Genomic DNA, 15,256 nt, shown 5'->3' on the forward strand with positions numbered 1-15,256 from the left:
TGCCGAGGTGACGCGTGATGCGCCCGGCGCCTTCCGGAGGCCGGGGTGACCCGCGGGGCCAGGGGGCTTATTCGGTCGTGTGGTTCGGTCCTCCCCGGAATGGACTATTCATCACTCGTGCGGGTGACCGTCGTCGCCGGGTTGCCTTGTCTGACGTGCCCTCGTCGTGATGGCGGTGCCGGAACGCCCGTGCGGCCTGGCATCCTTGGCGTAGTACGCGGTGCACGACGTGCGGTATCCCTTTCTCCGCACGGTCCTTCTGTACGTTTCTCGTGACCGTCCGACGCCGAACCAGGAGCCCCGGCCACGTGAGCCACGTGAGCAGCCACTCAGCGCACGGCCAGTCGCCGCTGCGCACCGTGCAGGTGCTCGGCGGCGGAAGTGCGGGCAGCAGCGCGCACGTACGGTCGCTGGCCGCGGGTCTGGTCGCCCGGGGGGTCCGGGTCACCGTCTGCGCCCCCGCCGAGGCGGACCGCGTGTACGGATTCACCGGCGTCGGCGCGCACCACGTGCCCGTGCCCCGCAGCAGCGACCCCGCCTCGGTGTCCGCGCTGCGGGCGGCCTGCGCGGACGCCGATCTGGTTCACGCGCACGGGATCCACGCGGCGCTGCGGGCGGTACTGGCGCTCAGCGGGCGCCGCGTTCCCCTCGTCGTCACCTGGCACACCCGCTCGGAGGCGGACGGGGCCCGGGCCCATGTCCTGCGGCTCGTCGAACGCCGGGTCGCCAGGGCCGCAGCCGTGGTGCTCGGGACCTCGTCCGACCTGGTGGACCGGGCGCGCAGGAGAGGCGCGCGCGACGCGCGGCTCGCCGCCGTCGCGTTCCCGGCGCCGCGCCTGCCCGTCGAGCCGGTGGAACCCGACCGGTTCCGGCACAAGGCGCGGGCCGAACTCGGGTCGACCGACCGCCCGTTGCTCATCGCGGTCGGCTCGCTCGACCGGCACCGCGGCTATCACACGCTCCTGGACGCCTCGCGCGCCTGGTGCCGCCTCGATCCCATGCCGCTGCTCGTGATCGCGGGGGAGGGGCCGCTGCGCGCGGTTCTCCAGCGCCGGATCGAGGACGAGGAACTGCCGGTCCGGCTCATCGGGCGCCGCGAGGATGTCGCGGAACTCCTGGCGGCCGCCGACGTCGTGCTGCTGCCCAGCAGATGGGAGTCGCGCTCGGTGCTGGCGCAGGAGGCCCTGCACGCGCGCGTCCCGCTCGTCGCCACGGCGGTCGGGGGCATCCCCGAGATGGTCGGTGACGCGGCCGAACTCGTCCCGTACGGCAACGCGAAAGCGCTCGCCGACGCCGTCGTACGCGTGCTCGCCGATCCCGCGCGTCAGGAGGCGCTGCGGGAGAAGGGCGCCCGGCAGGCCGCCACGTGGCCGACCGAGGACGAGACGGTCGCCCAAGTGCTCAGCGTCTACGACGAGTTCACCCGGTTCCGGCCGCCGGCCTGACCGGCGCCGAAGCGGCGGGCGGCCCTCAGGGAACGTGTCTGCGGGCCCGCAGCGCCAGGCTCAACGCCAGTACGGTCTGCGGGTCGTCCAGGTCCATGCCCAGCAACTCGCCGATCCTGGCGAGGCGGTTGTACAGGGTCTGCCGGTTCAGATGCAGTTCGCGGGCGGTCTCCGCCTTGCGGCCCGCGTGCGCCAAGTACGTCTGCAGGGTGGGCAGAAGAGGCGGTTTCGAGCGGACGTCGTGGTCGCGGAGCGGGCCGATCGCGCGCTCCACGAACGCGGCCAGGTCGGGATGCTCGCGCAGTCGCCACAGCAGCAGGTCGATGTCCAGCCGGCGGGCGTCGTACCAGGGCCGGTCCGACAGGCCCTGCGCGGCCGTCGCCGTCTCCGCCGCGTGCCGCAGGCCCGCCGACGCGGCCGCCCAGCCCCCGGCGACCCCGACGACCACCACCGGCGGCTGCGCCCCGGGCCGCTGCATGCCGGCCCGTTCCACCCCGGCGCGCAGCGCGGCCGCGACACGGTCCGCGACGGCCGCCCGCTCCGACTCCGAGCGTAGGCCGAGGAGCAGCGGGACCCGCCCCTCGACGGGACGGACGCCCAGCAGGACCGGGACGCCCACCGAGGCCAGCTCCTCCGCGACGGCGCGGGCCAGGACCGCCCAGCCGCCGCCGGGCGCGAGACCGTCGGCGAGCCGCATCACGACCGGCAGGAGCGGACCGGCGCCGGGCTTGAACCCGAGGACGCGGGCCTGCGCCGGCGCGTCCTCGGCCTCGATACGGCCCTCGGCGAGGTCGGTCAGGAAGTCGCCGCGCCCCCGCGCCGCCAGTTCCTCCTCCTGGCGGGCCTGCATCAGCACGACGGCCAGGATGCCGGCGGCCCGCTCCGCGGCGATCCGGTGCACCGGGGCGACCGGCGCGCCGACGGGCAGCAGCACCAGACGGGCCCGTACGGAGCCGGTGCCGGGGCCGCCGCCGGGCACGTCCACCAGGGTGGTCCCCGCGGGCGGCTCCTCCTTGTGCTGGCCGCGCAGCCCCTCCCAGACCTGGAGCGGATCGGCGCCCGTGGAGCCGGCCCCGGCGGCGTACAGGAGCTGTCCGTCGGCCGTCTCCAGGAAGACCGGGTTGCCGCTGAAGTCGGCGAGAATGCGCAGGACTTGGGGTACTCCGCCGCCGCCGAGCAGGGCCTCGGTGCAGCGCCGGTGCACTTCCTCGGCCTGCTGGAGCAGTGCGTAGTGGCCGTTGACGATCTCGGTGTGGATCTCCTCCGTGACCGTCACGAAGGGCACCTCGCGGTGCAACTGCACCAGCGGCAGGCCGGTGGAGCGCGCCGTCTCCACGAGCGCGGCGGGCAGCCGGGTGAAGCGCGGGCCGAGTTCCACGACGAGCGCCGCGATCCCGCGCTCGGCGAGCGTGCGGACGAACGCGCGCTGGTCGGCGGGGCGGGTGCCGAGACCGTAGCCCGTGGTCAGCAGCAGTTCGCCGCCCTTGAGCAGCGAGGCGATGTTCGGGACCTCGCCCGCGTGCACCCAGCGCACAGTCCGGTGCAGCCGGTCGGCCCCCGCGATGATCTCCGGCAGCCCGCTCCGCAGTCCGGGCAGCTCGAGGGCCCGCTGCACGGTGATTCCGGCGCCCTGGGTGTCGTAACGGCTGTCCATGGAGCGGACGCTACCCGCGGACGGCTTCCGGAGGCATCTCCGGGCCGTGACGGACGACGGCCGGAGCCGCCGCGGGCGGTGTCCGAGGTGGGTACCGGGGTCAGGCGGCGGCCGGTACCGGGGCGATGTTGTGGTTGAAGCGGAAGACGTTGTCCGGGTCGTACTCGGCCTTCACCGCGGCCAGCCGCCGGAGGTTGTCCTCACCGAGGCCGGCCGTGACGCGGTCCGTGCCCTCGTCCCCGATGAAGTTCAGGTAGACCGCGCCGGTGCTCCACGGCCGGACGTCCTCGCGGACCTTCCTGACCCAGTCGACGCACCGCTCGTCGTCGGCCGGGTCCTCCCAGATCCCGAAGGGGTGCACGGCCCACGGCGCGTCGCGGTAGGGGACCGGGAACCGGGACGGTCCGGCGGCGATGGCGCCGCCCTGCGGGAACAGCACGTGCTGGGTGCCGGTGGGGACGGGCATGGCCTCGCCGAGGGCGCAGAAGACGTCCACGAAGTCGTCGGGCGCGCCGGTGACGTATTCCGCCGACCAGTAGTTCCGCATGCCGGGCGGGTCGTCGAGCATGGAATTGAAGTCGGGGTAGGGCAGGGCGGTGACGATCTCGACCTCGTGCGGCAGTGCCAGCAGCGGCTGCGCGACCTTGCGCATGTCCCCCTCGCCGCCCGCGTACGCCACGAGGGCGGCGCACAGCCGCTTGCCGACCAGATGCTCGGGCATGAACTCCTCGGGCGGGGCGGTCAGGTAGAGGACGCCGCCGCTCGCCTCCGGCGGCCCGTTCTCGATGATCTCGCGGTAGACGCGTACGACGTCGGGGCCGGCCTCCGGCTGGAACATCACCAGGGCGATCGAGAACTCGGGCAGCGGGTGCAGCTTGAGGGTGAGCGCGGTGGCGACCCCGAAGTTCCCGCCGCCGCCGTGCAGCGCCCAGAACAGCTCCGGGTTCTCCTGGTCGGTGGCGCGTACCGGCGAGCCGTCGGCGGTCACCAGCTCGACGCCGAGCAGGTTGTCGACGGCGAGGCCGAAGGAGCGGTCCAGCCAGCCGCTGCCGCCGCCGAGGACGAAGCCGCCGACGCCGGTCGTCGAGACACGGCCGCCGGTGGTCGCGAGGCCGTACGGCTGGGTGGCCCGGTCGAGATGGCTCATCAGGGCTCCGCCCTCGACCCGGACCGTCTCGGACCCGGGGTGGACGGTGACCGCGTGCATGCGGCTGAGATCGACGACGAGACCGCCGTCGTTGAGCGACATGCCCGAGACGCTGTGACCGCCCCCGCGTACGGCGATCGGCAGATCCAGCTCCCGCGCGAAGCGCACCGCGCGTGTCACGTCGGCCTCGCCCTCGCATCGCGCGATCACGGCGGGCCGCCGGTCGATCATCGCGTTGAAGATCGACCGGGCCTCGTCGTACCCGGGATCGTCAGGGGTGACCACTTCACCGGAGAGACCCGCGCGGAGTGCGGCCAGTGCCGCGCCGGCCTTCGAAAGGGGAGCCATGGAAGCCGCCCCCTTCCATGAGGGGACAGGACTTCTACCAGGCTAGGCGGGCGCGGCGCATCGGGCGCGTCGGGGAGGCCCCCGGCGCGCCCGGCGTGGTGCGGTTCAGCCGCCGTACGCCCCGCTCGCCGTCAGCCGCAGGGCCGTGTCGATGAGGGGGACGTGGCTGAAGGCCTGCGGGAAGTTCCCGACCTGGCGCTGGAGGCGCGAGTCCCACTCCTCGGCCAGCAGGCCGAGGTCGTTGCGCAGGGCCAGCAGGCGCTCGAAGAGCTTGCGGGCCTCGTCCACCCGGCCGATCATCGCGAGGTCGTCGGCCATCCAGAACGAGCAGGCGAGGAAGGCGCCCTCGTCGCCCTCCAGGCCGTCCACGCCCGCGTGTTCGCCGGAGGTCGGGTAGCGCAGGATGAAACCGTCGGAGGTGGACAGCTCGCGCTGGATCGCCTCGATGGTGCCGATCACCCGCTTGTCGTCCGGCGGCAGGAAGCCCATCTGCGGGATGAGCAGCAGCGAGGCGTCGAGCTCCTTGGAGCCGTAGGACTGCGTGAAGGTGTTCCGTTCCTGGTCGTAGCCCTTCTCGCACACGTCCCGGTGGATGTCGTCGCGCAGTTCGCGCCATTTCTCCAGGGGGCCGTGCGCGTCCCCGGACTCGATGAGCTTGATGGTGCGGTCGACGGCGACCCAGGCCATCACCTTGGAGTGCACGAAGTGCCGCCGCGGGCCCCGGACTTCCCAGATGCCCTCGTCCGGCTGGTCCCAGTGGGTCTCCAGGTAGCGGATCAGCTTCAACTGGAGGAGCGAGGCGTAGTCGTTGCGGGACAGGCCCGTCATGTGGGCCAGGTGCAGGGCCTCGGTGACCTCGCCGTAGACGTCGAGCTGGAGCTGGTGCGCGGCGCCGTTGCCGACCCGGACCGGCGCCGAATTCTCGTACCCGGGAAGCCAGTCGAGCTCGGCCTCGCCCAACTCCCGTTCGCCGGCGATGCCGTACATGATCTGGAGGTTCTCCGGGTCGCCGGCGACCGCGCGCAGCAGCCACTCGCGCCAGGCGCGGGCCTCCTCGCGGTAGCCGGTGCGCAGCAGCGAGGAGAGGGTGATGGCCGCGTCGCGCAGCCAGGTGTAGCGGTAGTCCCAGTTGCGTACGCCACCGATCTCCTCCGGGAGGGAGGTGGTGGGCGCGGCGACGATGCCGCCCGTGGGCGCGTACGTGAGGGCCTTCAGCGTGATCAGGGAGCGGACGACGGCCTCGCGGTAGGGGCCGTGGTACGTGCACTGGTCGACCCAGTCGCGCCAGAAGTCCTCGGTCGCCTCCAGTGACTGCTCCGGCTCGGGCAGCGGCGGGGGCTCCTTGTGCGAGGGCTCCCACGACACGGTGAAGGTGATGCGCTCGCCCGGCGCCACGGTGAAGTCGGCGTAGGTGGTCAGGTCCTTGCCGTACGTCTGACAGTCCGTGTCGAACCAGACCGAGTCGGGTCCGGCGACCGCGACCGTGCGCCCCTCGTGCCGGCGCACCCAGGGCACGACGCGGCCGTAGGAGAACCGCATGCGCAGCGCGGAGCGCATCGGCACCCGGCCGCTGACGCCCTCGACGATCCGGATGAGCTGGGGCGCGCCGTCACGCGGCGGCATGAAATCGGTCACCCGGACCGTGCCCCGCGGTGTGTCCCACTCGGACTCGAGGATCAGTGAGTCGCCGCGGTACCGGCGGCGCGAGGCCGCGGGCGGCGGCGCGTCGGCGGCGTGCGCGGGACCGAGCCGCCAGAAGCCGTGATCCTCCGTGCCGAGCAGTCCCGCGAAGATGGCATGGGAGTCGAAGCGGGGCAGGCACAGCCAGTCGACTGTGCCGTCCCGGCAGACCAGCGCGGCTGTCTGCATGTCTCCGATGAGTGCGTAGTCCTCGATGCGCCCGGCCACGTGCATCTCCAGTCGAACGGCCACGGCGCCCCTGCGCGGGGCGGTCGCTCTTGCGGTCAAAGGGAACGTAGGTACTGCAAAACAGTAGGCAATGGGAGTCGGTAACTGCGGAACGTCGATGATGGGGGACGTCCGCCGTGCGTCGCTGCGAAACGCCGGTTGTCGGTGCGATGGGCGATGCGATTGTCGTTTCGAAACGAACTGACAGGCCCTCTTTGTTCCGGTTACGTGCGGGATGGTGCCGTGTGCCGGAGGTGCTCGGCAGCGAGTGTCCGAGCAGGATACGACGCACGTGGAACATCCGCGTGCCGCTCCGGACAACCTGGCTGCGCCGATCGAGTGAGCGGTGTGTGAGGTGTGTGCCCGGCCGGGTGTCCGGGCGTGCCCGACCGGGTGTCCGGGCGTGCGCGGAGCGTGGCCGGAAGCGGCCTCGTCCGGTCGCTGATACCCTGGTAGCCCGTGGACCGGTGGGCAAGAAACCCCCGAACCGCAGCGACGGCAACCCCCGGAAATCTCCGGGCCCCACGCCGGCACGCACCCCAGACCGACCACGGGAGCCCCCTCTTGGCCATGCCGCCCAGTGCTTTTCGAAACAGCACAGCCACGACGACCAAGCACATCTTCGTCACCGGGGGTGTCGCTTCGTCCCTCGGCAAGGGACTGACCGCCTCCAGCCTGGGCGCGCTGCTCAAGGCGCGGGGTCTGCGCGTCACCATGCAGAAGCTCGACCCGTACCTGAACGTCGACCCGGGCACCATGAACCCGTTCCAGCACGGCGAGGTGTTCGTCACCAACGACGGCGCCGAGACGGACCTGGACATCGGGCACTACGAGCGCTTCCTCGACGTGGACCTGGACGGCTCGGCCAACGTGACCACCGGTCAGGTGTACTCCACCGTCATCGCCAAGGAACGGCGCGGCGAGTACCTGGGTGACACCGTGCAGGTCATCCCGCACATCACCAACGAGATCAAGCACCGCATCCGCCGCATGGCGGCCGACGACGTCGACGTCGTCATCACCGAGGTCGGCGGCACGGTCGGCGACATCGAGTCGCTGCCCTTCCTGGAGACGGTCCGCCAGGTCCGTCACGAGGTCGGCCGCGACAACGTGTTCGTCGTGCACATCTCGCTCCTGCCCTACATCGGCCCGTCCGGCGAGCTGAAGACCAAGCCGACGCAGCATTCGGTCGCGGCGCTGCGCAACATCGGTATCCAGCCGGACGCGATCGTGCTGCGGGCCGACCGCGAGGTCCCCACCGCCATCAAGCGCAAGATCTCGCTGATGTGCGACGTGGACGAGGCCGCCGTGGTCGCGGCGATCGACGCCCCGTCGATCTACGACATCCCGAAGGTCCTGCACACCGAGGGCCTGGACGCCTACGTCGTCCGCAAGCTGGACCTGCCGTTCCGTGACGTGGACTGGGCGACCTGGGACGACCTGCTCGACCGCGTCCACAACCCGGTCCACGAGATCACCATGGCGCTCGTCGGCAAGTACATCGACCTGCCCGACGCCTACCTCTCGGTCACCGAGGCGTTGCGCGCCGGCGGTTTCGCCAACAAGGCCCGCGTGAAGATCAAGTGGGTCACCTCGGACGACTGCAAGACCTCCGCGGGCGCGGCCAAGCAGCTCGGCGACGTCGACGCGATCTGCATCCCCGGCGGCTTCGGCGACCGCGGTGTGTCCGGCAAGGTCGGCGCGATCCAGTACGCCCGCGAGAACCGCATCCCGCTGCTGGGCCTGTGCCTGGGCCTGCAGTGCATCGTGATCGAGGCCGCGCGGAACCTGGCCGACATCCCCGACGCCAACTCCACCGAGTTCGACTCCGGCACCGGCCACCCGGTCATCTCCACGATGGCCGAGCAGCTCGACATCGTGGCGGGCGAGGGCGACATGGGCGGCACGATGCGCCTGGGCATGTACCCGGCCAAGCTCGCCGAGGGCTCGATCGTGCGCGAGGTGTACGACGGCAAGGAGTACGTCGAGGAGCGCCACCGTCACCGCTACGAGGTGAACAACGCCTACCGCGCCGAGCTGGAGAAGAAGGCCGGTCTGCAGTTCTCCGGCACCTCCCCGGACGGCAAGCTCGTCGAGTACGTCGAGTACCCGCGCGACGTCCACCCGTACCTGGTCGCGACGCAGGCGCACCCCGAGCTGCGCTCCCGCCCGACCCGGCCGCACCCGCTCTTCGCGGGCCTGGTCAAGGCCGCGGTGGCGCGCAAGACGGGCGAGTAACACCAGGGTTGTACGGTGACCGGGGTGCGGGTCCGCGGGTGTTCCCGCCGGGCGCGCGCCCCGGTTCCGTCACCGGACCGGCTTCTGTTTGCGTGCGTGGGAGGACAGGCCATGACGATCAAGGACACCCCCGAGGAGTGGGAGGTCCGGGCGACCGAGACCCCCTTCAAGGGCAACAAGACCTCGGTGCGCACCGACGACGTGGTCATGCCCGACGGATCCGTCGTCCGCCGCGACTACCAGGTCCACCCGGGCTCCGTGGCCGTGCTCGCCCTGGACGAGCAGGACCGTGTCCTGGTCCTGCGCCAGTACCGCCACCCCGTGCGCCACAAGCTGTGGGAGATCCCGGCGGGCCTGCTCGACATCCCCGGCGAGAACCCGCTGCACGCCGCCCGGCGCGAGCTCTACGAGGAGGCGCACGTCAAGGCGGAGACCTGGCGGGTGCTGACCGACGTCTACACCACCCCCGGCGGCTGCGACGAGGCCATCCGCATCTTCCTGGCCACCGGCCTCTCCCAGGCGGAGGGCGAGCGGTTCGAGGTCGAGGACGAGGAGGCCGACATGGAGCTGGCCCGCGTCCCCCTCGGTGAACTCGTCGGCGGTGTGCTCGCGGGCGACCTGCACAACAACTGCCTGGTCGTGGGCGTTCTCTCGCTTCTCGCCGCACGGCAGGGCGACGGACTCGACGCCCTGCGCCCGGCCGATGCGCCCTGGCCCGCCCGCCCCTTCGAGGCCTGACGCCCGCCTCCGGGGAGGCGCGCGCCGACCCGGAACCCGCCTCGGACGGGCCGGGTACGTCCGTCCGAGGAGTCCGGCCGTGCCCGCCCGAGGAGTCCGGCTACGCCCGTTCGGGGAGCCGGGTACGCCCATCCGGGGATGCCGGTCCTACGATCGCCTGATCCGATCGGGGGACGCCGCCGCCGCGCTCCGCCCGGATCGTCGCAGAGCGTGAACTAGGCTCTGGAAAACGCCCGTACCGGAGTCCCGGCGGGCTTGCGCGTGCAGTGGAACGGGAGCGTGGCCCGTGGCGGATCAGGTGGTGGACGACGGCGGCACCAAGGTGTCGTCCCACGGGCAGCCCCCGGCTGCCGGGTCCCCTCCTACGGAGAGTCAGTTCCTGGGCCGTACAAGAGAGTTGAAGGAACTCCGGGCGGACATCGAGCGTGCGGGCCTCGACACCATCGCCGGCCGCAAGGCCCCGCGGGCACGGGTGCTCCTCATCGCCGGCAAGCCCGGCTCCGGCCGCAGCGCGCTCGCCGGCCGGCTCGCCGAGCAGGTCGCCGAGAGTTACCCCGACGGCCTCCTGCGCGCCCGGCTCACCGAACCCGACGGCACACCGGTGCCCACCGAGGCCACCGCGCGCGAACTGCTCACCGCCCTCGGCCTGACAGCACCCCCCGGAGCCGGCGCCGACGACCTCGGAGAGCTGCTGCGCGAGGCCCTCGCGATCCGCCGGGCGGTGCTCCTGCTCGACGACGCGGCCGACGCCGAGCAGGTCGACGCGCTGCTGCCCGACTCCCCTGACTGCCTGGTCGTCGCCGTCTCCGGCGGGCCGCTGACCGGCATCGCGGACGTCCGCCCCTGCACCCTGGGCGGCCTGGACACCAAGTCCGCCCTCGAACTCCTCGGCCACTTCACCGGCTCGGTGCGCATCACCGTCGACCCGCTCGCCGCCGAAGGGCTGGTCGAACTGTGCGCGGGTCAGCCGACCGCCCTGGTGCTGGCCGGCGGCTGGCTCGCCGCGCGTCCCGCCTCCGCCGTCGCCGACCTCGCCAAGCACCTGCGCACCGAGGGCGAGGACGGCACACCGCTGGAACGCGTCCTCCGGCTCTCGTACACCTCCCTGCCGGGCACCGCCGCGCGGATACTGCGACTGCTGTCGCTCGCCCCCGCGGGCCTCGTCGACCCGCACACCGCCTCCGCGCTGGCCGGCTGCTCGGTCCAGGCGGCGCACACCGCGCTGGACGAGTTCGTCGGCCTCGGCCTGGTGCGGGCGATCCCCTCGCCGCTGCCGCAGTACGAGGTCCCCGGCTGCCTCCATCGCCTGCTCCGCGCGCTCGTCGACACCCATGACCGGCCCGCCGAGGTGCAGCTCGCCCGCGCCCGGATGCTGGAGCGGACCGTACGGCTCCTGGTGTCCTGCCGCGCCATCACCGAGACCGACAGCTCGCCCGCCCGGGAGAAGCTCGCCGGCATGCCGCGCGCCCTGCGGTTCGCCAGTCCGAGGGCGGCCGAGGACTGGCTGCGCGTGCGCCGGCCGGCACTGCTCGCCTCGGCCCGGCTCGCGGTCGCCGACGGGGAACTGGACACCCTCGCCCGGCGCCTGATGGCCGCCCTGGTGCGGGCGATGGCGGCTCATTTCGGCACCCGGGCCGCGGCGCCGGATCTGTACGGCGTCCACCGGCTCGTCCTGGACGTCGCCGAACGCCGGAACCTGCCCCGCGAGAAGGCGGCGGCGCTGCTCAATCTCGCCGACCTGGACGCGCAGACCGGCCGGAAGGCCGACGCCCTCGCCCGCTACCGTGCCGCGCTCGACGCCGGACGCGAGGCGAACGACCCGTACGCGACCGGCCGCGCGATGGAATCCGTAGGCGGTGCCCACCAGGAACTCGAGGACCACGACCGGGCCGCCGACTGGTACGGCAGGGCGCTCGCCCAGCGGCTCGCGCGGGACGAGCGCGTGGACGCCGCCCGGCTGTACGGGCGCATCGCCACCGCGCACACCTACGCGGGCCGTTACGGCGAGGCTCAGGTCAACTGGCGCGCCGCGGTCGCCTGGCACCGCAAGAACGGTGATGTCGCCTCCCAGGCAAGGGCGTTGAGCGAGATGGCCCGGGTCCAGGAGTACGCCGGACGGCCCGAGGAGTCGCTGCGCACCTGCCAGGAGGCCGTGGAGTGGGCGCGCCGCGCGGACGACGTGCGCCTGCAGGCCGCGCTCCAGGTCAGGCTGGCCGACACCCTGGACCGGCTCGGCGACCCGGCGGCCGCCCGGCTGCACCGAGCGGCGGCCGAGCGCATGCTGGGAGAGGAGCTCCCGGACAGCACATCCGGCTCGGAATGCGACGGTAATGCCTACGAAATCCGCAGTGCATCCGCTGAAGATTGATGCATTGAAAGGCTAGACAGAGGGAATCCCTTCATTAGACTGGCTCCGCCGCGTTCTTCCGTGGTGTCTCCCGGTGTGCTCCCGTACGTCGGGTATGACATGCATTGCCTGGCTTGCATCGCCTCGGCATGCATCCCCCAGAGCCCTCTGAGTCAAGGACCGTGATCGACGTGAAGGTCGGCATCCCCCGCGAGGTCAAGAACAACGAGTTCCGGGTGGCCATCACCCCCGCCGGTGTGCACGAGCTCGTGCGCCACGGCCACCAGGTCTTCGTCGAGCAGAGCGCCGGTGTCGGCTCCTCGATCACGGACGAGGAGTACGTCTCCGCCGGGGCGCAGATCCTGCCCACCGCCGACGAGGTCTGGGCCACCGCCGACCTGCTGCTGAAGGTCAAGGAGCCCATCGCGGAGGAGTACCACCGCCTCCGCAAGGACCAGACGCTCTTCACCTACCTGCACCTGGCCGCTTCCAGGGAGTGCACGGACGCGCTCCTGGAGTCCGGCACCACGGCGATCGCCTACGAGACCGTCGAGCTGCCCAGCCGCGCCCTGCCGCTGCTCGCCCCGATGTCCGAGGTCGCGGGCCGCCTCGCCCCGCAGGTCGGCGCCTACCACCTGATGCGCGCCAACGGCGGCCGCGGTGTTCTGCCCGGCGGTGTCCCGGGCGTGCTGCCGGCCAAGGCCGTCGTGATCGGCGGCGGTGTCTCCGGCTGGAACGCCGCGCAGATCGCCATCGGCATGGGCTTCGAGGTGACGCTGCTCGACCGCGACATCAACAAGCTGCGCGAGGCCGACAAGATCTTCGGCACGAAGGTCAAGGCCGTCATGTCCAACTCCTTCGAGCTGGAGAAGGCCTGCCTCGAGGCCGACCTCGTGATCGGTGCCGTGCTGATCCCCGGCGCCAAGGCGCCGAAGCTGGTCACCAACGAGCTCGTCTCCCGGATGAAGCCGGGCAGTGTCCTGGTCGACATCGCGATCGACCAGGGCGGCTGCTTCGAGGACTCGCGCCCCACCACGCACGCCGAGCCGACCTTCCCGGTCCACAACTCGGTCTTCTACTGCGTCGCCAACATGCCCGGCGCGGTCCCCAACACCTCGACGTACGCGCTGACCAACGCCACGCTGCCGTACATCGTCGAGCTCGCCGACCGGGGCTGGACCGAGGCGCTGCGCCGTGACAACGCGCTGGCCAAGGGTCTCAACACCCACGACGGCAAGGTTGTTTACCGCGAGGTCGCCGAGGCGCACGGGCTGGAGCACGTGGCACTGGAGAGCCTGCTCGGCTGAGTTTGCCGATGGCTCCATTAGTCGACATTTTCGGTCGACTTGGCGTCGACAAAAGGCGATACGTCAACTCGGTCGTCAACACCGCTCACCCGGCCGGACCTTGCACGACAAGGTCCGGCCGGGTGTGTGTCGGCTCACTTTGCGACACTCGTTCAACTCGGCACGAACGTAACTCTTCAACCGATTCACACACCGGTGAAACCTGCCGTGCGACGGCCTTACGCCCTTGACAGAGGGGTGTTCGGTTGCCGACACATCGGGTCGGGTCCGGCGGATTGTGTTGCTGCGGAGCGGTGACACGCCATAGAGTCGCCAATCGTCGGCATGGTGCCACGCTGACCTATCGAGAAGTTCCCTGGTCACCAAGGAGGTAAGACGACTTGTGAATGAGTCGACATTTACTCCCGGGGGTGGTCAACCAGGAATGCCGGCGCGGGGCCAGAGCCCCACGGGGCTCGAGGCTGTCGGCTCCGTCGCTGTCCGCACCTTCGCAGCCCACCAGAGTCCCCGGATGACCCGGACAGCACACCCGAGCATGGATGGCCATCACGTGAACGCCATGGCCGGCAACGGAAGTGGCGAGAACCACACCCACTTCGCCGACTACGACGAACTGCCCGAGGGGCACTTCTACGACCCCGACGCCGAGTACGAGCCCGATCCGGAGTACGCGGCGACGCTCGCGCCCGACGCGGCCCGTCAGCGCCGTGAGCGCATCGGCCCGACAGGGCGCCCGCTGCCCTACTTCCCGATCCCGGGTCCGCTGACCAGTCACGGCCCCGCGACGATCATCGCGATGTGCAACCAGAAGGGCGGCGTGGGCAAGACCACGTCGACCATCAACCTGGGTGCCGCGCTCGCGGAGTACGGACGCCGGGTGCTGCTCGTCGACTTCGACCCGCAGGGCGCGCTGTCCGTGGGACTCGGCGTCAACCCGATGGAGCTCGACCTCACCGTCTACAACCTGCTCATGGAGCGGGGCATGGCGGCCGACGAGGTGCTCCTGAAGACGGCGGTCCCGAACATGGACCTGCTGCCCAGCAACATCGACCTGTCCGCCGCAGAGGTACAGCTCGTGAGCGAGGTCGCGCGCGAGTCCACGCTGCAGCGCGCCCTGAAGCCGTTGTTGGCCGACTACGACTACATCGTGATCGACTGCCAGCCCTCGCTGGGCCTGCTCACTGTGAACGCGCTGACGGCGGCCCACAAGGTGATCGTGCCGCTGGAGTGCGAGTTCTTCGCGCTGCGCGGTGTCGCGCTGCTCACCGAGACGATCGAGAAGGTCCAGGAACGGCTCAACCCCGAGCTGGAGCTCGACGGCATCCTCGCCACGATGTACGACTCCCGCACGGTGCACAGCCGTGAGGTGCTCGCGCGCGTGGTCGAGGCCTTCGACGAGCACGTCTACCACACCGTGATCGGCCGGACCGTCCGCTTCCCGGAGACCACGGTCGCCGGTGAGCCGATCACCACGTACGCCTCCAACTCCGTCGGTGCCGCCGCCTATCGCCAGCTCGCCAGGGAGGTGCTCGCCCGGTGTCACGCCGAGTGAGTCTGCCGGGGGCCGACGAACTGTTCCGTACCACCGGGGGCATGGCGCTCCAGTCATCCACCCCCACTCGCCGGTCCAACGGCGAGGTCCGGGTGCCGGCTCCGGCCGGCGAGAGCGACGCGGCGGCGGGGGAGGACGCGCCCCAGTCGGTGCCCGTCCAGGGCGGTGACGGCGAGGGCGACGAACATGTCGCCGCCGGCGCCGAGCCGTCCGACGCGGGGGAGTCGCGCAGCCGGGGCGGCGCCCCGGACCGTTCGGGGCGCGGCAGGCCGGCGCAGGAAGGTTCTGCCTCCTCCTCCACGTCCGTGCAGTCGTCCCGCAAGCGGGGGCGCGGCGCGAACCGCAGGCCCACCGGGCGGGAGCGGCACGACGAGAAGATCACGGTGTACGTGTCCGCCGAGGAGCTGATGGACCTCGAGCACGCGCGCCTGGTGCTCCGCGGTGAACACGGTCTCGCCGTGGACCGCGGGCGGATCGTCCGCGAGGCGGTCGCCGTGGTCCTGGCGGACCTGGAGTCCCGCGGGGACGCGAGCATTCTCGTACGGCGCCTGCGCGGGCGGTAGAGGTAGCCT

Annotated in this window: 10 protein-coding genes; 7 read left to right on the forward strand and 3 right to left on the reverse strand. The window is 71.7% G+C overall.

Features of this window, described 5'->3' with window-relative positions:
• The first annotated feature begins 308 nt into the window (after positions 1-308).
• Positions 309-1,445 (forward strand): glycosyltransferase family 4 protein, encoded by a 1,137-nt coding sequence (locus ACWEBX_RS22405; RefSeq protein ID WP_451886594.1) that lies wholly within the window; start codon positions 309-311, stop codon positions 1,443-1,445.
• 25 nt (positions 1,446-1,470) lie between these two features.
• Here the strand turns inward: ACWEBX_RS22405 and ACWEBX_RS22410 are convergent, their stop codons facing one another.
• From ACWEBX_RS22410 to ACWEBX_RS22420, 3 genes are all read right to left on the reverse strand, one after another.
• Positions 1,471-3,099, reverse strand: coding sequence for a PucR family transcriptional regulator (locus ACWEBX_RS22410; RefSeq protein WP_451886595.1), 1,629 nt, complete (start codon positions 3,097-3,099; stop codon positions 1,471-1,473).
• A gap of 100 nt (positions 3,100-3,199) precedes the next feature.
• Positions 3,200-4,594 carry an FAD-binding oxidoreductase gene (locus tag ACWEBX_RS22415; protein WP_451886596.1) on the reverse strand — a complete coding sequence of 465 codons (1,395 nt, stop codon included), beginning with the start codon at positions 4,592-4,594 and terminating at the stop codon, positions 3,200-3,202.
• A gap of 105 nt (positions 4,595-4,699) precedes the next feature.
• A complete protein-coding gene (locus tag ACWEBX_RS22420; RefSeq protein WP_451886620.1) occupies positions 4,700-6,502 on the reverse strand; it encodes a glycoside hydrolase family 15 protein in 1,803 nt (600 codons plus the stop codon).
• A 570-nt stretch (positions 6,503-7,072) separates the two neighbouring features.
• Between ACWEBX_RS22420 and ACWEBX_RS22425 the strand changes: the two genes are divergently transcribed.
• The 6 genes from ACWEBX_RS22425 (at position 7,073) to ACWEBX_RS22450 (ending at position 15,247) form a co-directional block, all read left to right on the forward strand.
• Positions 7,073-8,740 (forward strand): CTP synthase, encoded by a 1,668-nt coding sequence (locus tag ACWEBX_RS22425; RefSeq protein ID WP_451886597.1) that lies wholly within the window; start codon positions 7,073-7,075, stop codon positions 8,738-8,740.
• A 111-nt stretch (positions 8,741-8,851) separates the two neighbouring features.
• Positions 8,852-9,478 carry an NUDIX domain-containing protein gene (locus ACWEBX_RS22430; protein WP_451886598.1) on the forward strand — a complete coding sequence of 209 codons (627 nt, stop codon included), beginning with the start codon at positions 8,852-8,854 and terminating at the stop codon, positions 9,476-9,478.
• Between the two features lie 286 nt (positions 9,479-9,764).
• The gene (locus ACWEBX_RS22435) at positions 9,765-11,846 is read left to right on the forward strand and encodes an AAA family ATPase (protein WP_451886599.1); all 2,082 of its coding nucleotides are present in this window, start codon (positions 9,765-9,767) and stop codon (positions 11,844-11,846) included.
• Positions 11,847-12,016: 170 nt separating this feature from the next.
• Positions 12,017-13,132: an alanine dehydrogenase gene (ald, locus tag ACWEBX_RS22440; protein ID WP_384797544.1), complete on the forward strand. Its 1,116-nt coding sequence runs from the start codon at positions 12,017-12,019 to the stop codon at positions 13,130-13,132.
• Positions 13,133-13,556: 424 nt separating this feature from the next.
• Positions 13,557-14,684 carry a ParA family protein gene (locus ACWEBX_RS22445; RefSeq protein WP_451886600.1) on the forward strand — a complete coding sequence of 376 codons (1,128 nt, stop codon included), beginning with the start codon at positions 13,557-13,559 and terminating at the stop codon, positions 14,682-14,684.
• Positions 14,669-15,247, forward strand: a complete 579-nt coding sequence (locus ACWEBX_RS22450; protein ID WP_451886601.1) for a hypothetical protein — start codon at positions 14,669-14,671, stop codon at positions 15,245-15,247. Before ACWEBX_RS22445 ends, ACWEBX_RS22450 begins: the two co-directional genes overlap by 16 nt.
• The last annotated feature ends 9 nt before the right edge of the window (positions 15,248-15,256 follow it).

It is taken from the genome of Streptomyces sp. NPDC005070 (assembly GCF_053600395.1).

Bases quoted from the DNA above. Each gene is read 5' to 3' on its own strand.
- ACWEBX_RS22410 (WP_451886595.1), bottom strand. From the start codon at position 3,099: ATGGACAGCCGTTACGACACCCAGGGCGCCGGAATCACCGTGCAGCGG.
- ACWEBX_RS22415 (WP_451886596.1), bottom strand. From the start codon at position 4,594: ATGGCTCCCCTTTCGAAGGCCGGCGCGGCACTGGCCGCACTCCGCGCG.
- ACWEBX_RS22425 (WP_451886597.1), top strand. From the start codon at position 7,073: ATGCCGCCCAGTGCTTTTCGAAACAGCACAGCCACGACGACCAAGCAC.
- ACWEBX_RS22430 (WP_451886598.1), top strand. From the start codon at position 8,852: ATGACGATCAAGGACACCCCCGAGGAGTGGGAGGTCCGGGCGACCGAG.
- ACWEBX_RS22445 (WP_451886600.1), top strand. From the start codon at position 13,557: ATGCCGGCGCGGGGCCAGAGCCCCACGGGGCTCGAGGCTGTCGGCTCC.